Genomic DNA, 26,738 nt, shown 5'->3' with positions numbered 1-26,738 from the left:
AAAAATGAAAAACAAAGGAGCCTGTCACTTGTCGAATTTCGACAAGTGACAGGCACCTTTTAATATGCTTTCGTTGTCCAGTTTTCGCAGTTCCATTTGTCTGTGACGATGTCTTCGTAGAAGTCTGGCTCGTGCGAGATGAGGAGGACGCTTCCTTTATATTCTTTTAGTGCTCGTTTAAGTTCTTCTTTCGCATCTTGATCTAAGTGGTTTGTTGGCTCATCGAGTACAAGTAGATTTGTCTCTTGATTGATTAATTTACATAAGCGAACCTTTGCTTTTTCTCCACCACTTAATACTTGAACTTTACTTTCAATATGCTTTGTTGTTAGGCCACATTTAGCTAAGGATGCCCGGACCTCATATTGAGTCAGATGAGGGAAATCATCCCAAACTTCCTCGATACAAGTATTTTGGTTGGATACTTTTATTTCTTGTTCAAAGTATCCAATGTGAAGATGTTCTCCAAGATCAACTGTTCCAGATATAGCAGGAATCTCTCCTAAAATACTGCGAAGCAAGGTTGTTTTACCAATCCCGTTAGCACCATATAGAGCTATCTTCTGCCCACGTTCCATAGATAAGTTAAGTGGCTTCGATAGGGGTTCATTATAACCAATAACAAGGTCCGTCGTCTCAAACAAGTATTTACCTGGTGTTCGAGCTTGCTTAAAGCGGAACTCTGGTTTTGGTTTTTCAGCGTCAAGCTCAATGATATCCATTTTATCAAGCTTTTTCTGTCGGGACATCGCCATTTTACTTGTTGCAGCATTCGCTTTATTACGCGCAACGAAATCTTTTAAATTAGCGATTTCTTTTTGCTGCTTTTTATAGGCTGCAGCTATTTGCTGTTTTTTCATTTCATAAACCCGTTGAAACTCGTTGTAATCTCCAGGATATCTTGTAAGCTGTTGATTTTCCATATGGTAGATTAAGTTTACTACACTATTAAGAAACGGAATATCGTGCGAAACAAGAATAAATGCATGCTCATACTCGATGAGGTAATTTCTCAGCCATTCAATATGCTCAACGTCCAAATAGTTTGTTGGCTCATCGAGTAATAAAATATCTGGCTTCTCCAGTAATAATTTGGCAAGAAGCACTTTTGTTCGTTGCCCACCACTAAGGTCATGTACATCACGTTCTAGCCCAAAATCATCTAATCCTAGTCCATTTGCAACTTCTTCTACTTTTGCATCGATCGTATAAAAATCGTTATTTGTCAGTGAATCCTGCATGCGGCCAGTTTCTTCGAGTAATTTTTCTAACTCGTCTGGACCAACTTCACCCATTTTTGCAAAAAGAAGATTCATTTCTTCTTCCATATCGTATAAATATTGAAAGGCTGTCCGCAGTACATCACGAATGGACATTCCTTGTTTCAAGATCGCATGCTGATCAAGGTAACCAACCCTTACATGTTTTGACCAACTAATGTTTCCTGCATCAGGCTCCAATTTACCTGTAATAATGTTCATAAATGTAGACTTACCTTCGCCATTAGCACCAATAAGTCCAATATGCTCACCTTGTAATAATCGAAAAGACACATCATCAAAAATCGCTCGATCCCCAAATCCGTGACTTAAATTCTCAACTGTTAATAGACTCATGCTTTATACACCTTTTCCTTGAAAAATACATTCTTATATATTATAAAGGTCATTTTGTAAAAACGATAGGGGGTAATGAAAAGAAGTATCGGCTACATTATCTGAAGAAGGATTAACACTCTATTTGTCGAATATATATAAACAGAGTAGGAGACATATGGACCATATCAAATAAGGGGGATTAGTATGTTTTATCGAAGGAAGTATTATATTGTAAAAAGTGAGTTTATAGACATTTTTAATGATCATTTTAACGACACGAATTTACCTAATCAATTAAAGCATTGCTCTCGCTTAGTCGGTAGATGGATGAAGGAAAATAATGACGATACGGTTGAAGTTTTTGCTATATGGGAGTATGACAGTTATGAACAGTACATTGAAATCGAGAACAACATTCGAAGTGACAAAGCACATGTCAAGCGTGTTCAGGACTGGTACGAGAAAAACGGTGGTAGAGAACAGGTATATACGTATTTATTAGAAGTAAGGAACGAAGCTATAGAATCAACTGTGCGTGGAGAATAAATTGGAAGAAGGAAAAGAAATGAAAAATAAAAAATTGCTCTTGTCCATCATCACGCTTGGTTTTCTTGCTATACTTGCAATTTTTGGTACGCTTAAACAATCATCCATATATGATTTTCCTGTTCCAATAATTGCTAAAGTAGATGAGGAATACTCGGATGATAGTCTTTCATATCGTTTTAACGGAATAAATAGGGTGTATGTTCAGCACGTAAAGTTGTTTGGCTGGAAAGAAGTAGAACGATTAGGATCTCAAGGGATTTTTGAAAAGGACGGTAAAAGAATTGCCTTAACTACATATAAAGATGGATTTGATATCTCAGCAGTAAACGAGTAGTGTGGTTAAAGTAACGTGAGGTGATCTTATTTGATAGAGATGATATGAAATAATGAAGATATCTACATTATCATTTATTGTTTTATTATTTTATGGATAAATATCAGTTACTTAATAGAATATAAGAAAATTAAAAAAGGGCTTAGTGGAATTTCTTCTGAGCAAGAGTTACAGGTAGATCCAAGTGCAAGCTCTTGGTTATTTATCGCATTGATTTTTAATTTTTTTCGCAGATGGTTAATTTATTTACTTGCAGTGTTTATTACTGGCAATACAATTGTAATGATCATTTCACTTATGTTATTTGGAGTAGGCTTGTATGATACCGTGTTTAATTATAGCCTAGAAAAGGTGAAAAAATCGAATCTGGGATTGTACTTGGTAGTGATTGATACACTATATATATCAATCTTCGTTATTTACCTTTTTATTTAATAACATTTACTTATAGCACTGGGGAGTAGGTATTAAAAAAGAGAAGCCAATTCAGTGAATTTACTTCTCTACTTAGTCCAGCATTTGTACGATTCGTTTATCTAACAATCAGTGGTAGATGAAGAATCCCCCACTGATTGTTAGATTCACTTTATTTTATCGGGGTTATTAACCGCGTCTTCCGCCTCTTCCGCCCCGTTTTCCTTCTGTATTACGTTTAATGGTTGATAAGTTCTCTTCGCTATTTTTTAGAAATTTTGAGAGCTTATCTTCAAAGCTTTCCTTCGATTGGAATTTTCCTTTGGAACGAAATTCTTTTGAACGTTTATCGCCTTTATAAGATGGACGCTTCGAGTAAGAAGAAGTTTGACCTTCAGGTTTCTCAATTGCCTTTTTGATAGATAAAGCAATTTTTCCTTCCTGCGCACTGATAATCTTTACTTCTGTTTGGTCTCCAACTTTAAGGTGCTCGTTGACATCCTTAACATAGCTATCCGCTACCTCACTGATATGAACAAGTCCTGTTTCGCCTCCAGGCAATTCCACGAAAGCTCCAAAGTTAGTGATTCCTGTTACCTTACCTTTAACCTTACTACCTACTTCAATTGCCAAAAAAAGTTCCCCCTCAATAATTTTAAGAACACCTTATTATACCAAATCTAGAGACAAATTCAATTAGAGAATATTTCCTAGGGACAATTCAGTTCGACAAGTGCCTGTCACTTGTCGTAATTTGTCGAACGATTTGGTGTGCTTTGTTATGTAAATATTGTTAGTTTTTATCCCGCATATAATAGACAGTTAGCCACCAACCTAAAAAAATTAGGTAGAGGATCAATTTTCCGTAAATACCCAATTCGTTTAATGGTCTTTAGGTCATACCATTAAGATGCTAACAATCAGTGAGTGAAGAAGAAAACCCCAACTGATTGAAGTTTCACTTCACTATGTAGAAAACACTGGCCACCGATTTTGATCAGCGATTTTTTTCATATCCTGGTTTGGATTAACAACGACGGGGTTGTCCACATATTCTAAGAGTGGAATATCACTTTCGCTATCCGCATATGCCCAAACTGTGATCCCATCTCGATCAGGTAGTGTATTTTCATTTTCCAACCATGCTTGAACTTTTTTGACTTTTTCATTGCCATTAATTATTGGTCCAACTTCTCCAGTACATATCCCATATTGATCGAACATTAACTCAGTACTTAGAACATGTGCATCTAGCTGTAGCTCATGTGCGAAAGTAACTAGAAAAGGATGAAGAGCTCCAGATAGGAGAATAATAGTATCTCCATTTTCTTGGTGGGTTTTGATTTGCTTAACCAGGTCTTGATGAACCTCTTTCTTCCCAATATCAACCAGCTCTTGGAAAAACTCATCCATTTCAGACGTTGTTTTTCCTTTAAATGTTTTGGCGAAGGCTTTAAAAAATTGATGTCGAAAAGCATTTTTCCCTTTGAAGATTCCCGTTAATATGGCCTTCTGTAGTCCGAAAGAAACGATATACCATTGTTTAAAAGAAAAACGCTTTTTCCCTACTTGAAACATTACTTTAAAAGAATTTCCTTGATATAAGGTTCCATCAAAATCTACGGTTATAATTGCCATTGCATTCACCTCTTTGTTTATTAGTATAAATTAATTTGTAAAAATTGTATATTGATCGAATTATCACATTTTTAGAACCTAATATTAATACTTGGTATAATGTTTGTTTCCCTGTATAATTATAGTTAGTAAAAAGAACTGAATGAAAAGAGGGATCATATGGCAAAGAAGATAGCTTTTGTGACGGATAGTACAGCTTTTTTATCAGAAGAGTTGCGAAACCATCCTGATGTTTATGTAGTACCAATTGTGGTGATATCTGAAGGGAAAGAGTATGAGGACGGAGTGGATTTGTCTTCCGAACAATTATATGACATTATCCGAAATGAAAAAGAAGTACCTAAAACCTCGCAACCTAATGTTACTAAATTCAAAGAGTTATACGAACAGCTGAAAAAAGATTATAATTCTGCAATTGCCATTCATGTTTCAAATAAATTAAGTGGTACCATCGAAAGTTCAAGTGCTGCTAAAGATGAAGCTGATTTTGATGTAGAAGTGGTCGATTCTTGTTCATTATCCTTTGCAATTACAACTTTAATTCAAAAAGGGCTGAAGCTCGTAAACCAGGATGTTCAGGTAGAAGAGGTGGCCAATATACTTCGTGATACTGCTAAGCGATCCAAAAATTTAATTTTATTAGGTAGCTTAGAGCAGTTATATAAAGGTGGAAGAATGTCTGGAGCACAGTTTTTGTTAGGGAACTTTCTAAAAATTAAACCTATTTTATCGATTAAATCAGACGGAGAGCTCGGATTACTTGAGCGTATCCGTTCAGAGAAAAAAGCTACAACTAAAATCATTAATCTGTTTAAACAAGCTTGTGAAGAATATAAAGTAAAACAAGTAGGTATTATGCATGGTAATGTGTTAGAAAAGGCAAACGAATTAAAAGAGAGAATTAAAAATGAAATTCCCAACTTAGAAATTATAATGGGTGAAATAAGCTCATCCCTAGCCGTCCACGGTGGAGAAGGAACACTAGCCATATTTTGGAATGAAGAATAGTCTTAGAGGTGCCTGTCACTTGTCGAATTTCGACAAGTGACAGGCACCGTGTTTGAACTAAGCAAAAAATGCATTCTTTAACAGTCATGATGAATGGATTTTTTTTGAATTAATATCTTAATTTTTGAAAAAATGGTAATATAATTACAGGTCATCGTATAAATTTGGTCATAACTTCTAACTGTTCATAAGGAGGAGATCTATATCTTTTGGCTTTTATACGTTGTAATTCCGTTAGTTAGCATTGTATTGCTTAATCTACTCATAGGTAAACTCGTTCCCAAAGTACGATACATATTTTCTTTACTTCCTTTTTTAGTGACACTGTATTTCCTCATAGAGTTTGCAGATAGTCCGCACAGTATGGAAGGCATCTACGAGTTTTTTATGGGAGCTTTAGCTACGCTAGTTGGACTGCTTAGTATACTAGTGACTAAACTAGTACGTGGACGGATGTGAAAAAATTTTTTATAGGAGGAACATATGAAAATAGCAGTGGATACATTTCATCGGACAGGTTTATGGATTAAACGAAATGCTAGACCTTTAGAGGCAGCAAGATGGGGATACTACTTTGAAAACACATCTTCGGAACAAGTTATTCATTATTTATCGGCCTTTCAAAATGATGATGGTGGTTTCGGGCATGGTATTGAACCCGATTTTTGGTTGCCGCTTTCATCACCAATGGCAACATGGGCAGCTGGACAAGTTTTAATGGAAATTGGAGCTGACCCAGAGGAAGAAGTCGTACAATCAATGCTTACTTACTTAGCTAATTCAGTAGATGAAAAAACTGGTATGTGGAGTGCTGTACTTCCAGAAAATAATGATTATCCACATGCACCATGGTGGCATTGGCAAGAGGGAGTTCAACAGAATTGGTTATTTAATCCTGGAGCAGAATTAGCTGGATTTCTTGTGCACTGGTCACCAGAAGGAAGTGAGTATGCTTCCATTGGTTGGAGAGCTGCAGAAAAAGCAGTTGAACATGTAATGGAGAGTACCGAAATGGACTTTCATCAAGTTAGTAATTTTCAACAGCTACTCAAGATCATGCTTAATCATCAAGTGAAATTTGATACCACTATGCCAAATTCCTTTAATGAAGTGATGAATAAGGTTATGAATCTTACGGATGATTGTATTGAAAAAGATGAATCTGAGTGGGCTACGGGATATAAACCCTTACCGTTAGACCTCATTGATGACCAGGAACATCCTCTTTTTGAAAAATACCGTGATTTAATTGAGGAAAATATAGAGTTTTATGTAGAGCAAATGACAGAAGATGGTATTTGGAATATTCCTTGGGAATGGGGAACATATCCAGAGAAATTCCCTGTTGCAGAGAGATATTGGCAGGGGATACTCGCTGTAAATCGATATAAGGTTCTTAGAGCTTTTGGAAGTGTTTAAATGGTAGTGTTAATAGATTTAAATGAGAAACGTTCGTAGAGAGAGCGTTTTTCTTTGTTCATTATTCCGTATGTAACTTGTATTATGCCTCACGTAAACTATTTAAAAAAATCATTAAGAGGAATGCAGTACAGACTGATTACTTTATATACTTCTGTAAGGCAATAAAAGGAAGTTCGGATGCAGATGGATGCACAAAGACAAAAGTAGACAGCTTGATGAATTGTAACTTTTAATTTAATCATCAATGCAATAATTGCAATAATATCCTTTGCTTGATGTCCTATACATAAAACGCCAATAATTACTCCATGTTTGTCCCATAAAAGTTTTAGAAAACCTTCTCTTTTGTTGGTCATGAATGCTTTCATATTACGTGTCTGGTAGGGGATTTTCTTATAAAATACATCATATCCATCAGTTTTAACGTGACCCACAGTTGTTATTTGAGGATTTTCGTTAAATGATAGTGGTAACGTACTGATATCATCGCTGTCTACCTTCTGTCCTAGTGCGTGTAGGGTGACAATACGAGACCGCGCAATTGCTTGTACGGCAGTATAAGATAACGGGATTTGAGCGTCGCCTGTTAGATAAATAGATTCATTAGAAGTTTGGCCATAATTATTACAGTCTAGCGACCCATATTGATTTAATTCTAACTTCGCATTTTCAACCTTTAATAAATCTACATTGGGACAAAATCAATTATTAGATGACGAAATTATTGAATACGTCCATTCATATTAAAAAAGTAATCGATCAAAAGCTATTCGAGCTCGGTATCAAGCCTATGTAGAAAAGGATAAAGTTGTGAACTACGCGGAATATATCACTAGACCAGAATTTGAAATAAAGCATCAAACCAAAATATAAAATCAACAATATATGATAAAAATCGACAAGTGACAGGCACCGACATTTAAAAGGGGGAGTTAGATGTTATTTGTGATTGGGGGCGTCATTCTATTTTTCACGCTTCTTTCTATGGAGGCGATGCTACGGAAGATGACGAAGCAAAATGAGGAGATTATTCAGTTACTACGCGATATAAAAGAGAGGGAATAAGTTCACGTATGGAGGGGATTAGTGCAGAATTTAGTTAAGAGAGTAACGAATTAATCCACCAAAGGAGTTGTAAAAATGAGTAATTGGTTATATATTCTATATGCAATCGTTCTAGGGGTAGTTTCCATATTCACTGGGGAGATTATTACCTTCGTTATGCTAGGATTCATTTTACTTGCCCTAGTAAATATCAACTCAACACTAAAGAAAATTTACATAACTAACAAAGAAAATAATAGTTAATCATCTTAAATACGATTCCCATCCTGGGGAATCGTATTTTTACAAGAAGTACATAATTGAACATATTTCACCTAGATAAGAGACATACTAAACAAAAAAAGGAATCTTTCTAATTATGATCGGACTTTTAGTTGCCATTACAGTTTTTAATATTGTTGCATTCAAAACAAATAAAAAATTATCACACAAGCAAATAGCTCATATATGGGCATTTACGATTGCATTTCAAATGGGATTTGATCAATATCTCGACAATAAATATCAAGGTTATTGGTACTTTACTAAGGATATAGATTGGGAATCCTTACCTGCATTAATATTATTAATACCACCCGTAAATATGTTGTTTTTAAATTGGTTTCCGTTCTCCGAGTCGCTTCGTGTGCAGCTGCGATATATTTTACTGTGGGAAATCCCCTTGTTGATGTATGAATTAATTGCCCTACTTCCAGAACCATGGGGATATTTTAATTATGGCTGGTGGAATATTTGGTATTCTGCACTATTAAATCCTGTATTATTATCGTTCTTAGCAATGTATTATCGGAAATTCATCGCTTAAAGTAGAAAAAGGTCAGTTTGTGAGGTGTATAAAATGGCTGTACCTATCACTGTTGTATTAATGATTATCGTTTTATTTTTTGTTTTTTTTATGAAAAAACGGCTGAATTTTTTGCAAAATACGATTTTATATATGGTAATGGCAATTATTACGAAGAACTATTTTTCCATCATGGTAATGGAGTTAAAGCTATACAAAAATGCTGATGACTCATCACTATTCATCAGTTTGTTAATCGATCGAGAAATTATTATTCCTATTCTAATTGTAATATTTGTTAACTATTTTATTGAATTTAGAGCATGGTATAAAAAAATAGTTGTTTCTATTATTATAATAGGATGTTTACAATTATTGGATTTTTTTTCCGTTTTATTTGGGGTAATTGAATTTGTCAGGTGGAATATGTTTTACGAGTTACTCATTAATATGAGTTATTTATTGATTGGCTTAGGCATTTGTAAAACACTATTGGCGATTAGGTCACATTGGGAAGGACAACAATATGACAGTAATTTATGATACAACGTTTAATTGGAACGAGTGGTTTATAATTCTTACTCTACTAACGATGTCAGTTATGATATGGGTAATGCCCAAAATTTTTTCGGTAACAGAGGGAATTGCATTTTTCGTATTTGGGGTATTTGCTGGAATGCTCTTTGATCATACGATCAGTGTGGAACCTTGGGATTTATATGATGTAAATGACGATTCTTCTTATCAAGTTATGGACTTCCTTAGTTATGTCATGTATGGACCCTTTAGTTATTTTTTTGCTTATATATACAAACGGTTACATATACAAGGATTTTTCCATATTGGTTTTATTCTCGTGTGGAGTTTATTCGCCTTTTTACTGGAATGGATTGCGGTTAAAATTGGGCTGTTCCATTTCGATAAAGGCTATCCTATGTATTGGTCGATTCCTATCTATATGACCACACAAAGTTTGCTAGTAATTTATTACCACGTAATTCGAATTCAACGACTTAGCAATAGGCAAAGTGGGTGGAATTCTTGAAACCATTAATCATCCTGTTATTCATCATATTATTAGTGAGTTGCTCGCCAACTACGGAGGAAAGATTCTATGTAGTCGTGGTTGAGGGGAAAGAAAAGATATTCGATCAATTTGAAGATCTTGCTAGTGTTCGTAATCCTATAATAGAAATTGATTATTTTAGGAAAGTAGAGGATGCCAAGGAACGATTACCTGAATATGAAATGGAACAAACACCAGTTGTATTTATATTTATAATGAATGAAGGGAAGGAATTACAGTTAAAAACAACTGATATCGATGAATCGATTCGTTTTCTAAACCAACTAAAGACATCTTAATTGGAAATCGCCAACAGGCGGTTTTTTTCTAACTCTGAACCTGGACTAGAAATCTATGATATTACATTGACGGATGGGTCTATGTATAGCAATGACACAGAACCACCAACATTTGAACATACTCTACCAGAGATAGCTTATGAAGCAATGGCATTACATCTAAATGTAGATGTTCAAGATATCTGCTAATTGGTGATGCAGTCCTAAGTTATAAAGATGTAAATAATGAATGGCAAGAAATAGAAGCAACACGTGATTCAGGTGGCAAGGGGAATAAGTAAGCCGATAACTTTGAATTGCAAAAGGGTGTAGAGTTAGATCGGAAAAGTATTTATCTGTGATACTGATTTAGGAGTTTGGAAATCCAAGCTCCTTTTTTTATTAGTTTAAGTAACGGTTGTCATGGACGATATGTACTTGTGGGAGTCTGAAAATGTCCATGAGAAAGATAGTCACAGCTAAAATACTCACTAGGAAGTCAATAAACTTCCATGAAAAAGGTTTGTCACGAACAAAACACCAAACGTAATGTTTTTGTAATTATTCAACTCTTTAGAAACCTATGGTAACATAAGATAAGTGATATACAATTAAGCGAATCCGCTACCTTAACCAACTATAAGTAACAAGAGGAGGGAAAAGTGATGAAAGAATGGTACGGATCTGCGGCTATTTGTGTGAGTGAAGACAAAAAACTGTTAATGGTAAGAGGGGCTGGATCTGATGTATGGGCTGTTCCCTCAGGTGGAATAGAAAAAGGAGAAACCCCTGAAGAATGCTGTGTTCGAGAAGTAAAAGAAGAAACAGGTTATGATGTTGAAGTTATCAAAAGCTTATTTGTAAAAGAAACGGAAATAAAAGGGATTAACGTAAAGACATATTACTTTGAAGTAAAAAAGATAGGAACCAGTGCTGGGATTAAAGATCCTGACAATATTATTGTAGAAGTAGATTGGAAGTCTCATTCAGAACTTCAGAGAGTAAAGCATGTATATACAGAAGATAAATCGTTATTACTGAGAGTTTTAGGCTAGTAAAAGGAGCTACATATGACACATGTAACATTAGAGTACGTAGAACAGGGAAATAGAAAAAATTATATAGATTACTTGCTGTTAGCAGATGAAAGTGAGGAAGTTATTAACAAGTACATACAAATTGGTGATATGTTTTCAGTTTATTATAAAGATGAACTAGCAGGTGTCGTGTTGTTCACATTCGATTCGAATGAAGTAGTTGAATTAAAGAACATTGCATTAGCTCCTCCATTTCGCAGGTTAGGAATAGGCAAAAGAATTGTCGCTTGGTCACTAGAGCATTATAAAAGGGAAGGACAACAAAAAATGATTGTAGGTACAGCTAATTCTAGTATAGGAAATATAGCGTTTTACCAAAAAGTAGGATTCAGAATGGTTGGGATTAAAAAGGACTTTTTTAATGACTACCCTAATCCAATTTACGAAGATGGAATTCAAGCGTTAGATATGGTAATGTTTGAAAAACAGTTGAGAAACATACGACCTAAAAAATAATCATTGCATAGTATGTAAAATATTGTAAGATACTATTCCTAAACTACGAATAAAGGAATTTATATATGAGGAATATAGCTGCGTTCTTTTCTTTACTAATGCCTGGGTTTGGCCAAATTTATAATGGTCAACTTTTCAAAGGGATAATCTTTGTGTTTTTGGAGCATTTCGATAATATATTTGGAAAAATAAATCAGGCTATTCATCTCGATTTCAATGGATTTCATCAACAAGCGTTGGATATAACTGTTTATGACTTCATGCTGTTCTATCCTGGTTTTTATACTTATGCGGTTTGGGATGCTTGGTATTATGCTAAGGAAGGTGCAAACAAAGCAACAACAGCCATACCATTTATAATTGGAGGATTTTTAGGTGAAATGGGAGCTATCTTTGCACCTAAATTAGCTTTTCCGACGGTCACTGTTGGATTGTTGATGATCATTCCAATGTTGATTGGAATTTTCTTGTTTCGGAAACAATAATAACAATTCTTATACGTTTGGAGTTTGTTTTTATGGAACAACAGGATTATTTTGATCGAAACCTCGATTTATTTGAAAAACTATTCGATTTGCAAAAGCAACAATTGGACCTTTGGTTAGAAAACGTTCTATGGACACCCCTGTGGTGGGTAGGGGTTTGTTTATCAATAGTTCCGTGGATTTTATGGCTATTATTTGCTAACAAAGCAAGCAGAAATAGGATGCTCTATACTGGCTTTATTGTCATGTTAATAGCGAGCTTTTTAGACTTTTTAGGTTCTTCGCTAGGGCTTTGGCTATATAATTACCAGGTTTTTCCTTGGGTTCCTGCTTATGTTCCCTGGGATGTTACTCTCATACCAGTTGTAATTATGAGCTTGATCGAAATTAAACCGAAAGCTTCTCCCGTAGTAAAAGGATTCATTTTTGCAGTACTAACTTCTTCAGTTGGGGAAATAGTCTTTGAGTTCCTTGGTTTATATAAAAAAGTTCATTGGGAATCATATTATTCTTTCCCAATTTATTTTCTACTATTTTTAGTAGGATACTGGGCAAGTTTACGGAAGAATTATGCGGATTATCGAAAAAAAGATAGTTGAATGATAGGGGAAGTGTAATGGATGGTATCATTTGATGATTTAACCGACTATACAGAAAAAATAAAACAGGAACAATATGCATCTGGAACGGCATTAGTTATCATGCAGAACAACAAAATAGTTCATGAATATTATTCGGGTACACATCACTTTGAGCAAGGCGCAAGAAAAATAAATGCTAGTTCTCAATTTAATGTGTATTCGGTTCGAGTAACGTATATTGGGTTAGCTGTAGCGATAGCAATGGAAGAAGGTTATTTGGATATTGATGATAAGCTAACGGATCATCTGCCAGAGTTGGATAAAGAAGTACTAGGGGAAACGAAAATTCGCCATTTGGTAACGCGTTGTACAGGTCTTAAAATAAAGGAACAACATGTAACACGTGCATTTGCTTTGGGAACAGACATTGAAGGAAAAAGACCAGATTTACTTGCCAGCATACTGTATCAAGCTACTGGTAAAACAGTAGCTGAAATACTAAGAGAGAAAGTATTTTCCCCTTTAGATTGGACAAAAACGGAATGGATGACGAGTGGTAAAGAAACATTAGTCTGCGATATCCATTCTCCAAAAAGTTATCCCGCATTAAGAGTAGGTTCCAATGCTGGTGATGATAGAAATCTGTATGTAAGTGCTAGAGAACTAGCCTACTGGGGAAATCTACACCTAAATAAGGGATCATTTAACGGTAAACGAATTTTACCAGAAAAAATATTTACGAAAACAACAACCTCACAGAGCCCGATAACAGTCCCAAACTATCTGCCTAAATTTGGATTTCTTTGGTGGATCAAAGATAGTGAGGTTTCGTATCAATGGGACGAGTTAGGTTCGAATTTACCAGAGGGGTCCTATCAGATTCTAGGGGCATCTAGTTGTTCATGTACAGTCATTCCAAAATTAAATGCTGTTGCTGTACGAATGAACAATCGAATAGAATCTAGTAAAGAATTTGATTATCTAGCGGATATCCGTAGATTTGGAGATTTGGTTGTTACCTGTTTAAAATAGTATTGGAGGGGATTAGATGAATAAAACAATACGTCAGTTTAACCAAACAATGGATGACATAGTAAAGGTGAAAGACATTCAAGAATCACACATACTAGAACCTATTGCTGAGGGAAAGTGGTCGATACGAGAGATCATTGGTCATATGTATTATTGGGATAAGTTTAATTTAGAAAACATGGTGCCACAAATGTCAGAAGGGGCTAAATTACCCTCTTATCCAGATCATGATCAATTTAATGCTGAAGCAATTTCTGCACTTGAAGGGGAGTCCGTGGAATCTATCATCGATTATTTTGTAGCTACTAGAAAAGAGTTGATTCATGAACTAGAAACCATTAATGAGAATATTAGATTTACCATTGGAAAAGGAAAGCGACAGTTATCAGTGGAGAGTTTTACAAATATTTTTTTAAGGCATGATCAACATCATTTGGACCAAATTAAAATGAAATTAAACTACTAATTTGTTAGCATGTTAAATCAAATTTTTAAAAATAGCAATGCGTGTTGATTTTACCAATTTCAAAAAGACCAGTTAGATTTTTTCTAACTGGTCTAGTATTGTCAGACAGGAAAGTACGTCATAAAGGGCTTGGCGAATGCCAAGTTTTCTAATAAATGAAGATTTAACCGAATAACACTTCTGTTTTATCACTAATTATTTTTTTCTTTTACTGGCATCCAAATCTCGCTATATACATTTTCTGAAGAATCATTGTACTTTGTGAAAGAAATCCCAGGTATATCTTTAACTTCATAACTAGAAGAAGGCAACCATTCAGAATAAATTTTAGCGTGAGTTTCTTGAAGCGTAGCTGGAAATGGTCCTTGATTAGGGAAAATTGCCCATAAACTTTCTTCAATAGAAAGTTGTTCTAAATCATCGAATGGATTTTCTTTTGTAGTTGCAAAACCAATCATATGGGTTAAATAGCCTTTTTCTTCCAAGAAACCATCATCAAAATCATAAGATACATTCAAGACTTGATGAGGATATAAATCAGCTAATTGATGCATTTCATATCTTTGTTGTTCGGTAATTGTCTGGGCTAGCTCAATGATAGCGTTATTTTCACCTTCGAATTGAATTGGCACTCTTTTCGATACACCTACTATATTAAATTTCTCTTTCCTTTCAATTTTGAATTCCATTGATATTCCTCCTCTTATATCCATATAGAATGTAAATTTAGGAAATGATTTTTGAATTTTGTTTTTCGAAACTTCGGATGGTAAGAAACCACTCCACTCACGAAAGGCTCTTGAAAATCCTTCGATAGATTGAAACCCATATTTATAGGCAATATCTGTAACTTTTGCTCCGTTAATTAATTCAACATTGGCAACGGATAATCTCCTATTTTTAATATACTCTTTCAATGACATCCCTGCCATATACGAAAACATTCTTTTAAAGTGATAATCAGATATTCCTACAATTTTGGATATATCTTTTCCAGAGATTTCTTCCGTCAAATGTGTTTCAATGTAGTCCATTAAAAGATTGAATTCTTGTAGCATTCATTTCCCTCCTTTACAAATACATCTTAACGATAAATTTCATATTTTACTCGATATTTTAGATACGGAGTTTATCGGAATCTGTCTATCATGACTATTATATCGCTACTTAACAATCATTTCATACCATTCTATCCTAGTCATGTATGATGGTAGATAACGGTTATTGGTATTATAGAGTGTAAGTTCACATTTTTAAATATCAACATAGATCACTAACAGAGACAAAAATTAAAAAAAATATGTAACAATTTCAATACACATTACGTTACACAATCAGAGGGGGAGGGCTTCAATGGATGAACTAATTAGAGCTTGTAGGGATGGAGATACGAACGCATTTGAAGAACTGATCGAACATTACGGCACTACTATTGAACGGTTTGCCTACCAAATTGGTGTTCCATATGATGACATTCCCGACGTTTCTCAGGAAGTTTTTATAAGATTATATCGTTTCATAGATGAATTTGATGGAAGGTCTTTTACCTCTTGGTTATATAAAATCACATTAAATATTGCTCGTGATCACAGTAGAAAGCACATAAGTTGGATGAACAAGTTTTCAAGGTTAAGACAGGAGAATAAAAATACACTTCCAATTAATGTAGAAGAACAAGTATTGGAAAATGAAGATTCTCAAATTTTGCATGGTTATATTCAGCAACTAGATGAAAAGTATCGTATTCCGATTGTACTTTATTATTTTCATGATTTTACATATGAAGCGATTTCACAAATTACAAATGAAAAGCTGTCTACTGTAAAAGTAAGGTTAATGCGAGGGAAGAAACTGTTAGCAACAAAAATAGAAGGTGAAATCGCTAAGGGAGGGAATATTCATGGATGAGAAATATTTAGATTCTAAAATGAAGCAATTACGTGATTCGTATGATAATATCCCTCCACGAACTGATCGAGCAGCAATTATGAAAAAAATAAATAAATCATCGATTAAAAAAGGTCATGGTAAACTTTGGGCATATGTTGGAAGTTTCGCAGGACTGATTATTTTTTCTCTGTTAATTTTATCTTCTATTGAACCACTTGATCATAATGAAGAGAAGACGGGTATTCATAAGGAACAAACACTCGAGGACTATTTTTATAAAAAGATGGAGGAAATGCACGCGGATGAAGATTGGATTTCCTACTCTCTTATGCATACCGAACGTAATGTAGTAAAAGAGAATGACGGCATTACTATATTTACAGAGGGTAGTAATGAGGGCGAAAAAATTTTTATTGCTTATTTTGAAAAATTGAATGGAAAGTGGGAATGGAAGCAAACAAGAGGTGCAAGTTGGGATTCTCCGCTAAAATGGTCGGCTATGAATCAAGAACCGTATATCTATTCTGGGACAATTAATGACAATGGTGAAAATGATATTGCTTCTGTGTTTGCAGGGGAAGCTGCTGCAAAAATAATCGATATTAAGGTGAATAAACGGTTTTGGTATGCGATCAGTGAAGAAGAGAATGTGGAAGTAAAATTTGTAATGGAGGACGGTACAGAAGAAATTATGGATACAGATGATCGAACGGGAGATCCTAAAAAAAATGTTAAGCACCAGGGGTCCCTAGAATATGTTTCGATGCAAGATTGGATAGAAGATACAATAAAAATGTTGACTAATGTGAATGAGTCCTTGAACTTTTATTCTAGTCAAAGTTATGAAGAACATATGGCTTATATTATTAGTGACAACTCCATCTATTTCAAAGGGCAAGCCAAAGATAAATTTGTGAAGGATACATTAGATGAAATACATGACATATCTCTTAAAATCATTGAAAGTTCGGATGAGCAACAAAACGGCCAATTAACTACAGATTTAATAGAACGGCTTGATCAATTACTACTTCCGTCACCATACAATGAGATTAAGCGAATTATTGATGGGTATGAATTACCCAAAGATCATATTGTGGAGGAGACAAATTCAAGGATATTGTATGAAAATGGGTATGAGTTTTCAAAACAACAAAAGGGGGTTATTAGTAGGGCTTATTCCCCCGAAAGAGGACCAGAAGAGCCGACAGAAGAACAATATATAGGTGTTATTCTTGGATTTGTTAATGATGTGAATACCTACAATTATATAGATATAGAAAAAATGGCTACTTCTGAAGCTGTTGGATCTATCAATGGTATCTTACAAAGATTATATGATATCAAGAAATATGCTGAGGAATACCAACCTATCAAGGAATGGGCAGAGGAAACCATTTCCTATTTAGAAGAAGCTAAAGAAGAACTAGAGGGTGGATGGAATAGTGCAGCACCTTTTGGTAAAGCTGTAATAAATATTAGTAATTTTGCTGATTTGATCGAGACTGGTCATATTTCCGAGTGATTATATGCTTCATTGTAGTATGTATGTAAACATACGTAGCAGGAAAATCTAAGGAAGAATAATTAGAGATTTTCATGGAAAAAGAATGGAGGTTATTACTATGGAAAATGGGAATTTACATGATCAATTACAACATGCGAGCCGGCAAGTGAAAGATGCTCAAGCAGCTGTACTACAAGCAAAGGGTTCTAATCCTGAATTACTGGAACAAGCTGAACAACAATTGCAACAAGCAGAGCAAATTCTCGAGAAAGCTCAACAGGCTGGGACCGAAGCAACAGAGAATCCGCAGTTCCAACAAGCGTACGAAGAGCTTCACGACATTCGACAACAAGTGAAGGAAGCACAGCAAAATAATAATGATGTATTATAAGTGGAATTTTTAAGGGATATTTTATAAAGACTAGGTTGATATTCGCATATAAACTCGCACAGCATTTACATGCACAGTGTGAGTTTATTTTTTATAAGGATATAAGTGACGGCCTTGGCCTTTTAAAGATGCATGTCTTCTTTTCACCTTTTTGTTATTCATTACTTGACACGGAACTTATTTCAATGAATGATAATGTTAATAATTATGAGGAGAATAAAATGAGTGAATCAGTAAATATTTTAATAGTTGAAGATGATGAAGATATTAATCGATTACTTTGTAATATTATTAGCAAAAATGGCTATACACCGAAGCCTGCTTATTCGGGGACAGAAGCAATCATCTATCTAGAAAGTCACAAATGGGATATGGTCTTAATTGACTTAATGCTTCCAGGTTTGTCTGGTGAGAAGATTTTAAAGAAGGTAACAAAAGAGAGTGATGTACCTGTCATTGTTATTTCTGCTAAACTTGAAACTCAAACGAAAATTAGTGCCTTAAGGGCTGGTGCAGATGACTATATTACAAAACCTTTCGATATTGAAGAGGTCTCTGCTAGAATTGACTCTTGTCTAAGAAGGTATCGTCCTATTTCCTATGTTCCTTTAAATAATGAGATTTATCATAAAGATATTGTCATGGATACAGAAGCAAAAATAGTGAAGGTGAATGGAAATGAGCTCAAATTAACGGCGCGGGAATATGAGATATTATTCTTGATGATGTCATCCCCAAATAAGGTATTCACAAAGGCTAATTTATTTGAGAGTGTCTGGAATGAGAAGTTTTATGGAGATGACAATACAATTAATGTACATCTGAGTAATATCAGGAGTAAGCTCTCGAAGGAAAATCCAAATGAAGAGTATATTGAAACGATTTGGGGATTGGGATATAGACTTAAAACTTAAGGTTTTCTTAAGGTTTATCTTAAGACTTTCTTATGTTTCTCTTCTTATAGTAAAAAGAGTGTTAAAAAGGTTAATCCTTTTGTACATGCAGTAGATGATGATTTAGGGAGGGAAACCTTGATGAATGAGTATATTTTAAAAACCAACCGATTGTCTAAGAAATATCATAATAAAATGGCACTTAATAAAGTAAGTATGGCTATTAAAAAGGGGGCTATCTATGGTTTTATTGGACAAAATGGTGCTGGAAAATCAACGTTAATTCGTTTAATAACAGGTTTAGGGAATCCAACAACAGGTACATTTGAATTATTTGGAGAAAACAATGAACGAATGATTATCGAAGCAAGAAAACGAATCGGAACAATTATTGAAGGTCCTGCTTTATATCCGCAAATGACAGCTGCTGAAAATTTAGAAGCACATCGGCTTTTAAAGGGTATACCAGGGAAGGATTGTGTTGAAAATACGCTTGCACTAGTAGGATTACAGGATACAGGAAAAAAGAAAGCTAAAGATTTTTCTTTAGGAATGAAGCAGCGTTTAGGGCTTGCAATAGCTTTATTAGGAGATCCTGAATTCCTGATTCTTGATGAGCCCATAAATGGACTAGATCCTATGGGAGTAGTCGAAGTACGGGAATTATTAAAGAAGCTTAATAAAGAGTACGGTATTACAATTTTAGTCTCAAGCCATATTTTAAGTGAACTTCATTTACTAGCAACTCATTATGGAATTATTCATAATGGAGAATTATTAGAGCAATTATCAGCAAAAGAACTTAATGAAAAATGTCAGCAATACTTGCATATTAAAGTAGATAACCCAACCAAAGCGACAACTATTATCGAGAGTCACTTATCAACGCAAGAATTCGAAGTAATGCCAGATGGTATAATTAAGTTATTTGCCTATGTAGATGTACCAGGAAAAGTCTCTAAAGTATTAACGAATGAAGGATTAGTAATCGAAGAATTCATGCCAAAGGGTGAAGATTTGGAATCCTTCTTTAGTAATCGTATTGGAGGGGTACAGCATGGGTAATTTAATGAAAACGGAATGGTATAAATTAAGAAAGGATCGGTCATTTCGGTTCCTAACATGGATATTAATAGGTATTGCAGTTTTATTTCCTCTTTTGGAGTTTGATAATGGTAGCTCTGGTCTGCCTACTGTGAAGGCTTATTATTTGGATAATGTTCTAGGCGTTCATGCTAATATCGTAAAACTGCTTCCAAGTATTTTAGCGGGTTTCTTTATTTCAAGTGAATATTCCATGGGCACGATGAAAAGCATCGCTTCTTCTGGTAATAGTAGGTTACGTATATATTTTGCAAAACTTATGATATTTTCGATTGGAACCATTATCATATCATTAATATTACCGATTGTTATGACTGGTGTAAGTTCCATTTATTTTGGTTTTCAAGATATGCCGGAATGGACTTTTTATTTACAAACTACAGGGTTAATTATTTTGTATGGGGCAGCTTTTGCCTCCATCATGGCAGTTTTTTCTATCCTATTCACCGACAGTGGGAAAACGATTGGATTTCTTCTAATGTTTTTTATATTCGTTGATTGGCCACTGCAAGTTTTAGCAGCAAGAGTGCCTTTTTTTGAACCAATTCTTAATCATTCTATATTTAAGTTAGTATACGACATTATTATTGTTAACAGGTTAGAAAGTAGTGACGTACTATCGCTTGTGGTTGTTCCGATTGTAACTTTTATAGCATTTGGAGTAATAGGAAGCTTTATTTTTCAAAGAAAAGAAATTAAGTAACAAAGAAAGTGGGTGAGGTGTATGCTCTATCTATTGATAACTGTCTTAATAGTATTGGTATATGTCCTCACTCGTTTTTACCTACTCAAACAGGAAGTGAAAAGTGCAGCCCGGCAACTCAATCAATTAAACGATAATAAAACAGCAAAGAAAATACATATTAGCTATCTAGATAAAGATTTTGAGGAACTTGCTAAGGAAATAAATAACCAAATTGATTTAACTAAAAAAGTAAAAGCAGAGAAGCGCGCTACTGAAAACGAGTTAAAACAGGCAATATCTCATATTTCACATGATATTCGCACCCCAATGACCTCTATACTAGGATATATTCAATTTTTAGAATCAGATGAAATAAGTCCTGAAATGAGAAAAGAATACATAAAAACCATTAAACATGGAGCGGAAAGATTAAAGATTCTACTCGAGGATTTTTTCGAACTATCGATCATAGATCAAGTTGATTATCCATTGAAAATGGAAAGAGTTACAATTAACGATTTAGTATTAGAGGTGCTATTGGGTTTTTATGAAGAATTTAATAAAAGTAACCTAGAACCAACGATCGATATTCCAAAAAGCGATATAATAATGTTGGTCGACCCATCTGCAGTTAAACGAGTTATTGAAAATTTAGTGTTGAATGCAATTAGATATTCCAGTGGAGATATAACCATTCAACTTAAGAAACGTGATAGATCCATTCAACTGAAGATTAGTAATTCAGTTCATTCATTTAGTGAACAAGATGCAATTCATATGTTTGATCGGTTTTATAAAGCGGACCAGACTAGAATGGGGAAAGGAACTGGATTAGGCTTACCAATTGCTAAAGGATTGATGGAAAAAATGAACGGTAGTATTACTGCCGAGTTAAAAGAACAAGAATTAATGATGAAGTGTGAATGGGATATTAAGAATGAAACAATTAAAGAGTAGCGGTACTCGAGCTAATAAAGCTATACTTAAATTATTGGAAATTTAAGTAAAGAGGGGATCGCATGTTACATCTAACTAATCTCTACGACAAAATAAACCAAAACGTCAATTCGTATTGGATAAGCTTTGAGTTAGTTGCCATTGCGCTATATGATGCAGAAGGGATTTATCTGTATAATCATCCCAAGTTTCTAACTCAAAGTAGTAAGCCTTACTATTATTTAAAGCGGAATGAGCAATTCAATGGAGCTGATACGCTAATTTTATATGAAGATTATCCAACTGCCATAGTCAACTTAGATCATTATAGCGATATGGAAAGTATATATTCAATAGTAATTCATGAGTTATTTCATGGATTTCAACACCTTCAGGGAGAGAAAAGGTTTCCTAATGAAATGCTAGGAATGACCTATCCATTAATAAATGAAAATGTGGAACTTCGTAATCGAGAAAGAAGTTGTCTTTATAATGCTGTTATATCGTCCTCTGAAGAAGATAAAGTTAGTAATCTAAAAAGGTTTATTTGCCTAAGAGAAAATCGAAGGGGTTTCATCGATCAATTTTTGGATTATGAGCTTTCTATTGAAACAGTAGAAGGACCAGCTTATTATGTAGAATTACATGCATATACACATATTAGCACTTATACATACGATGACGTTTTAAGAAAATATAGTAAGAGTTTAATTGACCGTAGAGAATCTTCAAAGCTGCTTAGAAAAAGTTGTTATAGTTCTGGATTGTTTATCTGCTTATTATTAGATGAAGTTTCTCCTAACTGGAAAGAGACCTTTTTTGATTCTGACAAACCTCTATATGACATTTTAAAAGAAGAAGTCGAATGGGACTATGATGAAATCGATGATGTAGAAATTAGCACGGAGACATTATCCATTATTAATAGCATAAAAAAGGATAAATCAGATATTTTTAATCAATTCGAACATAAACAGGGTCATCACCTTTTTATTTTAGGTGATATAATTTCTAAAGGATTCGACCCAATGAATGTTATCGTAGAAAGGAATAAGCAATTACATAAAAAATTCCTTACTGTTCATATGAACAATAAGGAATACCATATTAGACAGCCTGTTATCGCTCATTATCATGAAAAATTTAATGTTATCAATAAATTACATTTGGTGTTAGATAAAAAGCCAATTATGCGAAATGCTTTCATCTATATTGAAGGTATGGGATACATACAAGGTGATTTATTGGAAGACGAGGGTGCTTTTTATATTACCTTGTAACAGGGCTAGTGGCGAGTTGAATGATTAAAGTAGAAGATCTCCACAGACTGTGGAGATCTTTTTACCATCTATAAGCACTTTCACATGTATTAGCCTGTGGTTCATAAAAGCAATGTTGTTTAAATGGTCCCGCAAATGGTTGGCCGTACCAGGTAGGTGGACACTCACCATATGGATTAAAATACCAAAGAGAGTATTTGGAAGGATGTTCTCTCCAAAAGTCTAAGGTTTGTTTGGCTAATCTTTTTTCTACACTTCTTGCTCTGTTATAAAAAACGTTGCCTTTTTGCACTGCTTCAAACGAATAATTTCCACCTTGCACTTGATAAATTACTTCCGGTATTGTCCTTACATCAACAAAATCTAAACAATCAGCTTTTGCTCGATTTACAATTACATTCCCAACCATAAGCATCCCTTGTTTACCTTCACCTTCTGCTTCTGCCCTCATCATCCTAGCCATTAACGCAACGTCACTGTCCGTATATTTTACTCTTGCCACTTTTCATCACCTCTACAAGAATTGTATGAAAAAAGTCTATAAAAATGTAGGCTTTGTGTAATTAACTATGTAAAATGTTTTATTTTTCAAATCATAATCGACTTAAACTATTTTAGTTCCTGTTTAACGGAATACATGCGCACTTTCTTAGGAATTTTTTTAATCATTAGATAACTTTTAGTTAGAATTATGTTACTATTTATAGGAAAATAATTGAAACTTAATGAGGTGGTGTGGTGGAATTTTCTGATCTTTTACCTTTTATTATTTTAGTCCTATTCTCAGTAGTCTTTATAGGATTTATTGGGTTTATCGGTATCGTTATTAAACGTAATCAGTCAAAAGGTGAGAATGTCTCCAATCATGATTTGCAAAAAAGGGTTGAACGATTGGAAGAAGAAGTTAGGGAATTAAAGGATAAGTAGTCATATGAAGATTTTCAAAGTTAGGTTATTCTAATGAGAGATATAGAAATTATTGGAGAGATCTATTGAAAAATATCATGGGAAGTGGAGTTGATAGTCATTGAAGTTAATGATTGAGAAGGAGAAATTGAATTTCAGACAAGCTACGTATGAAGATCTAGATCATGTTTTACAATTGTTACAGCAGGCAGCTAAATGGCTACAGACAAAAAATACGACACAGTGGGATTACTATATTCATGATTTGGATGGAAATAAAGCTGAGGTTATTGAGTCGATCGAAAACGGAACTACATACATTGTAGAAAAAGAAGGAAAGGTAATTGCGTCTGTTACACTTGAGGACAGTCCGAATGAATGGGATTGTGATATTTGGGGAGACAAAGCACATGACTCTGATGTGGTATATTTACATCGAATCGTTGTGCATCGTGATTTAAAAGGTAGAAATATAGGTGAAACATTAATGGAATGGGCAAAAGGATATGTGAAAGAACAGCAGAAGAAATATGTCCGTTTTGACTGTCTAGCGAGTAATAAGGGTTTAAATGATTATTATCAAAGAAATTATGAGCTAGTAGGAATTGCATCTATTTATGGACAGCATAGTAAATATCAGATTTCTGTGTGATTAGTAGAGGAGTATGTTATGAATCAAGCAGTAAAATATAAATTTTGGACCGTTGTCATGATCCAAGATGGAGATGAAGTGTTATTAATGAATAGACAGCATGATCATTTTAAGGGCTACCTTCCTCCAGGTGGGAAGGTGGAGTTTCCTGAAAGCTTTGTTGATGGGGCTATTCGTGAAGTGAAAGAAGAAACTGGGCTTGAAGTTAGAAATCTTATATTTAAGGGGATTTCGGAGTTTGTAAATCCCACTATTCGTGCTCGATACATCATGATGAATTACTGGACGAACCATTTTTCGGGGGAATTGCTGGACGATCCACCTGAAGGGGAGTTGCATTGGGTGAAAATTGAAGAAGCAAAAAATTTGCCGATGCAAGAAGATATTCGCAAGCGGTTTGAATTGTTCTTTGAGCCGGAAAGCTTTGAAGTTCAAACCGTATGGAGTGAACAAACAAATAGTCCACAAGCAACCTACATAAAGAAAACTTAGGTGGTGCCTGTCACTTGTCGAAATTCGACAAGTGACAGGCACCGTCATATTTTCGATAAGATTTGTGTATTCATGTAAGTAGGGTTCTTTTATGAAGAACGGGAGGGATTACATGAAGCATCGCTTTTTAGAACAGTTTTACACAATTGATCCAATAACAGGCGACTATATGATCGACATTTCTGTTCAAGGGTATCATGATGTTTTTACATCCTTAAAACCTTCTGTATATAATATAATTGATTTAAATGCTAATATTAAATCATTTCTAGAGGATTGTATGAATGACATTCCTTCTCATCAAAAAATTGCGTTAGAATTTAATATGGCAGATGAGATAAAAGACGTTAGGATGGAAAAGGAAATAGAAGAAGGAATAAGAAACTATTTTAGTTTTCAACTTTTTTTGCTGGATAATGAATTTATAACAAAACGAAAACGAATGGTTTTATATATATCCGTTTCTTTTTTATTCACTGTTCCATCAATTTTTTTTCAGACATTACAGCATGATGAAATCTTGTGGAAGCTTTTTATTTTAAGCTTAACTGTCGGTGGATGGATCTTTCTGTGGGAGGCTTTTTCACTACTTTTTATCGACCGTAGTAAGGTATTGAAGAAAAGAAAGCAATATAAACGAATTGTACATGCATCAATTTTATTTAATTATAAGAAACAGATAGGAAAGACAGGCAAAGGGGTCGTTATATCCTATCGAAAGAAAGGGGACCGTTTATGAGCTCTAATCCAAAATTACCATTAACTGATGAAGAAAAACTAAAATTACGTAAAGCTAAAATTAAATTGAGAGATGTTGCAGCGCTGAGTATAGAGCAACTGGTTCAAGTGTTGGAGGTTTCAAGGGAGAGAGCAAGGAGCATAAAGGGACTTGCTGAATTTCAATCAGTTCCATCTATTGGAAATAAATTAGCGGAAAAATTAGTGGATCACCTGCATATGTATTCTTTAGAGGATATTAAATATAAAGATGGAGCAGCATTGCTGGACGAGTTAGAGCAGCAATTAGGTGTATGGACAGACAGTTGTGTAGAAGATCAAATCCGTTGTGTTATTCACTATGCTAATGATCCTAGTTGCACAAAGCAATGGTTTGATTTCACAGAAGAAAGAAAGCAATATCGAGAAACCGTAGGATACCCAGCCAACCGCCCTCAGAAAGCGTGGTATGAATGATGATGGATCATCAAAAGAAAAATCGGGGAGTGCCTGTCACTTGTCGAAATTCGACAAGTGACAGGCACCTGGAAATAATTTCCGATTTATCAGAGTACAATCCGGTCCTTTGTGGGACGTTTCCGATTGGGATTGATGTGGATGGATCGGATATGGATATTATTTTAGAAGTTTATGATTTTAATGGATTTGAAGAGAAGGTTAAAGTACTTTATGGGGACCTTGAGGGTTTTCGAATTAAACGTAAAACGATAAGAAATCAACCAATTATTAAAGCAAATTTTACAGATCTAGGAATGGAATATGAATTATTTGGACAGAGGCAGCCGGTAGAAAAACAATATGCATACTTGCATATGGTCATTGAAAAGGTACTACTAGAAGAGGTGCCTGGTTTAAGAAAAAAAGTAATTCAATTAAAGAAGCAAGGTATCAAGACGGAACCAGCTTTTTGTGAGGTTCTTGGAATAGTCGGAGATCCTTATGAAGGGTTAATAGAATTTGGAAAGAAAAAGGGGATCATTTAGTAAGGCTA

General features: G+C 34.5%; 37 protein-coding genes. 31 read left to right on the top strand and 6 right to left on the bottom strand.

All coding sequences use genetic code 11. From position 1 onward, the window contains the following. Window positions 1–59: 59 nt before the first annotated feature. Window positions 60–1,616: an ABC-F family ATP-binding cassette domain-containing protein gene (locus tag GMD78_RS06165; RefSeq protein ID WP_155667958.1), complete on the bottom strand. Its 1,557-nt coding sequence runs from the start codon at window positions 1,614–1,616 to the stop codon at window positions 60–62. Window positions 1,617–1,802: 186 nt separating this feature from the next. On the opposite strand from GMD78_RS06165, the gene GMD78_RS06160 reads away from it, so the two are divergent. After that, a complete protein-coding gene (locus tag GMD78_RS06160; RefSeq protein ID WP_155667957.1) occupies window positions 1,803–2,144 on the top strand; it encodes an NIPSNAP family protein in 342 nt (113 codons plus the stop codon). A 19-nt stretch (window positions 2,145–2,163) separates the two neighbouring features. Then, the gene (locus GMD78_RS06155) at window positions 2,164–2,481 is read left to right on the top strand and encodes a hypothetical protein (RefSeq protein WP_155668042.1); all 318 of its coding nucleotides are present in this window, start codon (window positions 2,164–2,166) and stop codon (window positions 2,479–2,481) included. 603 nt (window positions 2,482–3,084) lie between these two features. On the opposite strand, the gene GMD78_RS06150 is transcribed toward GMD78_RS06155, so the two are convergent. Both GMD78_RS06150 and GMD78_RS06145 read right to left on the bottom strand, forming a co-directional pair. Then, window positions 3,085–3,528, bottom strand: a complete 444-nt coding sequence (locus GMD78_RS06150; protein ID WP_155667956.1) for a S1 domain-containing RNA-binding protein — start codon at window positions 3,526–3,528, stop codon at window positions 3,085–3,087. 333 nt (window positions 3,529–3,861) lie between these two features. After that, window positions 3,862–4,533: an HAD family hydrolase gene (locus GMD78_RS06145; protein ID WP_155667955.1), complete on the bottom strand. Its 672-nt coding sequence runs from the start codon at window positions 4,531–4,533 to the stop codon at window positions 3,862–3,864. 159 nt (window positions 4,534–4,692) lie between these two features. On the opposite strand from GMD78_RS06145, the gene GMD78_RS06140 reads away from it, so the two are divergent. Next, window positions 4,693–5,541 carry a DegV family protein gene (locus GMD78_RS06140; protein WP_155667954.1) on the top strand — a complete coding sequence of 283 codons (849 nt, stop codon included), beginning with the start codon at window positions 4,693–4,695 and terminating at the stop codon, window positions 5,539–5,541. Window positions 5,542–6,024: 483 nt separating this feature from the next. After that, window positions 6,025–6,960 carry a hypothetical protein gene (locus tag GMD78_RS06135; RefSeq protein WP_155667953.1) on the top strand — a complete coding sequence of 312 codons (936 nt, stop codon included), beginning with the start codon at window positions 6,025–6,027 and terminating at the stop codon, window positions 6,958–6,960. 98 nt (window positions 6,961–7,058) lie between these two features. Here GMD78_RS06135 and GMD78_RS21935 read toward each other — a convergent pair whose 3' ends face one another. Next, complete coding sequence (locus GMD78_RS21935) at window positions 7,059–7,397, bottom strand: hypothetical protein (protein WP_155667952.1); 339 nt, start codon at window positions 7,395–7,397, stop codon at window positions 7,059–7,061. 502 nt (window positions 7,398–7,899) lie between these two features. On the opposite strand from GMD78_RS21935, the gene GMD78_RS21730 reads away from it, so the two are divergent. The 13 genes from GMD78_RS21730 to GMD78_RS06075 all read left to right on the top strand — a co-directional run bounded on the left by GMD78_RS21730 (window position 7,900) and on the right by GMD78_RS06075 (window position 14,273). Continuing rightward, entirely contained in the window at window positions 7,900–8,028 is a 129-nt protein-coding gene (locus tag GMD78_RS21730; protein ID WP_281349684.1) for a hypothetical protein, read from the top strand. Window positions 8,029–8,103: 75 nt separating this feature from the next. Beyond that, entirely contained in the window at window positions 8,104–8,271 is a 168-nt protein-coding gene (locus GMD78_RS21300) for a hypothetical protein (RefSeq protein WP_196493744.1), read from the top strand. Window positions 8,272–8,386: 115 nt separating this feature from the next. Then, window positions 8,387–8,833: a hypothetical protein gene (locus GMD78_RS06125; protein ID WP_155667951.1), complete on the top strand. Its 447-nt coding sequence runs from the start codon at window positions 8,387–8,389 to the stop codon at window positions 8,831–8,833. Between the two features lie 33 nt (window positions 8,834–8,866). Next, a complete protein-coding gene (locus tag GMD78_RS06120; protein ID WP_155667950.1) occupies window positions 8,867–9,355 on the top strand; it encodes a hypothetical protein in 489 nt (162 codons plus the stop codon). Further along, window positions 9,339–9,857, top strand: a complete 519-nt coding sequence (locus GMD78_RS06115) for a hypothetical protein (protein ID WP_155667949.1) — start codon at window positions 9,339–9,341, stop codon at window positions 9,855–9,857. The genes GMD78_RS06120 and GMD78_RS06115 overlap by 17 nt, the downstream gene beginning before the upstream one ends. Further along, window positions 9,854–10,177, top strand: a complete 324-nt coding sequence (locus tag GMD78_RS06110) for a hypothetical protein (RefSeq protein WP_155667948.1) — start codon at window positions 9,854–9,856, stop codon at window positions 10,175–10,177. The genes GMD78_RS06115 and GMD78_RS06110 overlap by 4 nt, the downstream gene beginning before the upstream one ends. Next, window positions 10,178–10,366, top strand: coding sequence for a hypothetical protein (locus GMD78_RS06105; RefSeq protein WP_155667947.1), 189 nt, complete (start codon window positions 10,178–10,180; stop codon window positions 10,364–10,366). 455 nt (window positions 10,367–10,821) lie between these two features. Further along, a complete protein-coding gene (locus GMD78_RS06100) occupies window positions 10,822–11,211 on the top strand; it encodes an NUDIX hydrolase (RefSeq protein WP_155667946.1) in 390 nt (129 codons plus the stop codon). A 15-nt stretch (window positions 11,212–11,226) separates the two neighbouring features. Next, window positions 11,227–11,709, top strand: a complete 483-nt coding sequence (locus tag GMD78_RS06095) for a GNAT family N-acetyltransferase (protein ID WP_155667945.1) — start codon at window positions 11,227–11,229, stop codon at window positions 11,707–11,709. 65 nt (window positions 11,710–11,774) lie between these two features. Continuing rightward, window positions 11,775–12,194: a hypothetical protein gene (locus GMD78_RS06090; protein ID WP_155667944.1), complete on the top strand. Its 420-nt coding sequence runs from the start codon at window positions 11,775–11,777 to the stop codon at window positions 12,192–12,194. A gap of 32 nt (window positions 12,195–12,226) precedes the next feature. Next, complete coding sequence (locus tag GMD78_RS06085; protein WP_155667943.1) at window positions 12,227–12,793, top strand: CBO0543 family protein; 567 nt, start codon at window positions 12,227–12,229, stop codon at window positions 12,791–12,793. A gap of 21 nt (window positions 12,794–12,814) precedes the next feature. After that, window positions 12,815–13,807 carry a serine hydrolase domain-containing protein gene (locus GMD78_RS06080; RefSeq protein WP_155667942.1) on the top strand — a complete coding sequence of 331 codons (993 nt, stop codon included), beginning with the start codon at window positions 12,815–12,817 and terminating at the stop codon, window positions 13,805–13,807. A gap of 16 nt (window positions 13,808–13,823) precedes the next feature. Beyond that, window positions 13,824–14,273 carry a DinB family protein gene (locus tag GMD78_RS06075; protein ID WP_155667941.1) on the top strand — a complete coding sequence of 150 codons (450 nt, stop codon included), beginning with the start codon at window positions 13,824–13,826 and terminating at the stop codon, window positions 14,271–14,273. A gap of 191 nt (window positions 14,274–14,464) precedes the next feature. Here GMD78_RS06075 and GMD78_RS06070 read toward each other — a convergent pair whose 3' ends face one another. Further along, window positions 14,465–15,331: an AraC family transcriptional regulator gene (locus tag GMD78_RS06070; RefSeq protein WP_155667940.1), complete on the bottom strand. Its 867-nt coding sequence runs from the start codon at window positions 15,329–15,331 to the stop codon at window positions 14,465–14,467. Between the two features lie 295 nt (window positions 15,332–15,626). Between GMD78_RS06070 and GMD78_RS06065 the strand changes: the two genes are divergently transcribed. The 8 genes from GMD78_RS06065 to GMD78_RS06030 all read left to right on the top strand — a co-directional run bounded on the left by GMD78_RS06065 (window position 15,627) and on the right by GMD78_RS06030 (window position 22,959). Next, window positions 15,627–16,181: an RNA polymerase sigma factor gene (locus tag GMD78_RS06065; RefSeq protein WP_155667939.1), complete on the top strand. Its 555-nt coding sequence runs from the start codon at window positions 15,627–15,629 to the stop codon at window positions 16,179–16,181. Next, entirely contained in the window at window positions 16,174–17,688 is a 1,515-nt protein-coding gene (locus GMD78_RS21545) for a hypothetical protein (protein ID WP_246187578.1), read from the top strand. The genes GMD78_RS06065 and GMD78_RS21545 overlap by 8 nt, the downstream gene beginning before the upstream one ends. Before the next feature lie 100 nt (window positions 17,689–17,788). After that, a complete protein-coding gene (locus GMD78_RS06055) occupies window positions 17,789–18,061 on the top strand; it encodes a hypothetical protein (RefSeq protein WP_155667938.1) in 273 nt (90 codons plus the stop codon). A 221-nt stretch (window positions 18,062–18,282) separates the two neighbouring features. Beyond that, entirely contained in the window at window positions 18,283–18,975 is a 693-nt protein-coding gene (locus tag GMD78_RS06050) for a response regulator transcription factor (RefSeq protein WP_155667937.1), read from the top strand. 120 nt (window positions 18,976–19,095) lie between these two features. Next, window positions 19,096–20,019 carry an ATP-binding cassette domain-containing protein gene (locus GMD78_RS06045; RefSeq protein ID WP_155667936.1) on the top strand — a complete coding sequence of 308 codons (924 nt, stop codon included), beginning with the start codon at window positions 19,096–19,098 and terminating at the stop codon, window positions 20,017–20,019. Continuing rightward, window positions 20,012–20,761, top strand: a complete 750-nt coding sequence (locus GMD78_RS06040; RefSeq protein ID WP_155667935.1) for an ABC transporter permease — start codon at window positions 20,012–20,014, stop codon at window positions 20,759–20,761. The genes GMD78_RS06045 and GMD78_RS06040 overlap by 8 nt, the downstream gene beginning before the upstream one ends. A 21-nt stretch (window positions 20,762–20,782) precedes the next feature. Then, window positions 20,783–21,700, top strand: a complete 918-nt coding sequence (locus GMD78_RS06035) for a sensor histidine kinase (RefSeq protein WP_155667934.1) — start codon at window positions 20,783–20,785, stop codon at window positions 21,698–21,700. A 62-nt stretch (window positions 21,701–21,762) separates the two neighbouring features. Further along, on the top strand, window positions 21,763–22,959 hold the full coding sequence (locus GMD78_RS06030) for a hypothetical protein (protein WP_155667933.1): 1,197 nt from the start codon (window positions 21,763–21,765) through the stop codon (window positions 22,957–22,959). A gap of 61 nt (window positions 22,960–23,020) precedes the next feature. Here GMD78_RS06030 and GMD78_RS06025 read toward each other — a convergent pair whose 3' ends face one another. Continuing rightward, entirely contained in the window at window positions 23,021–23,461 is a 441-nt protein-coding gene (locus GMD78_RS06025) for a cell wall hydrolase (RefSeq protein ID WP_343042150.1), read from the bottom strand. Between the two features lie 236 nt (window positions 23,462–23,697). On the opposite strand from GMD78_RS06025, the gene GMD78_RS06020 reads away from it, so the two are divergent. The 6 genes from GMD78_RS06020 to GMD78_RS05995 all read left to right on the top strand — a co-directional run bounded on the left by GMD78_RS06020 (window position 23,698) and on the right by GMD78_RS05995 (window position 26,730). Further along, complete coding sequence (locus GMD78_RS06020) at window positions 23,698–23,886, top strand: hypothetical protein (protein WP_155667932.1); 189 nt, start codon at window positions 23,698–23,700, stop codon at window positions 23,884–23,886. Window positions 23,887–23,995: 109 nt separating this feature from the next. After that, window positions 23,996–24,517, top strand: coding sequence for a GNAT family N-acetyltransferase (locus tag GMD78_RS06015; protein ID WP_246187587.1), 522 nt, complete (start codon window positions 23,996–23,998; stop codon window positions 24,515–24,517). 18 nt (window positions 24,518–24,535) lie between these two features. Continuing rightward, entirely contained in the window at window positions 24,536–25,009 is a 474-nt protein-coding gene (locus tag GMD78_RS06010; protein WP_155667930.1) for an 8-oxo-dGTP diphosphatase, read from the top strand. 112 nt (window positions 25,010–25,121) lie between these two features. Further along, the gene (locus GMD78_RS06005) at window positions 25,122–25,748 is read left to right on the top strand and encodes a hypothetical protein (protein ID WP_155667928.1); all 627 of its coding nucleotides are present in this window, start codon (window positions 25,122–25,124) and stop codon (window positions 25,746–25,748) included. Next, entirely contained in the window at window positions 25,745–26,203 is a 459-nt protein-coding gene (locus GMD78_RS06000) for a helix-hairpin-helix domain-containing protein (RefSeq protein WP_155667926.1), read from the top strand. The genes GMD78_RS06005 and GMD78_RS06000 overlap by 4 nt, the downstream gene beginning before the upstream one ends. Further along, window positions 26,203–26,730, top strand: a complete 528-nt coding sequence (locus GMD78_RS05995) for a DUF4269 domain-containing protein (protein ID WP_246187577.1) — start codon at window positions 26,203–26,205, stop codon at window positions 26,728–26,730. The genes GMD78_RS06000 and GMD78_RS05995 overlap by 1 nt, the downstream gene beginning before the upstream one ends. Window positions 26,731–26,738: the final 8 nt, after the last annotated feature.

It is taken from the genome of Ornithinibacillus caprae, assembly GCF_009728145.1.
Classification (GTDB): Bacteria; Bacillota; Bacilli; order Bacillales; family Amphibacillaceae; genus Ornithinibacillus; species Ornithinibacillus caprae.
The sequence above is the reverse complement of the archived record's forward strand: the minus strand, read 5'-3'. Positions and strand labels throughout refer to the sequence as shown.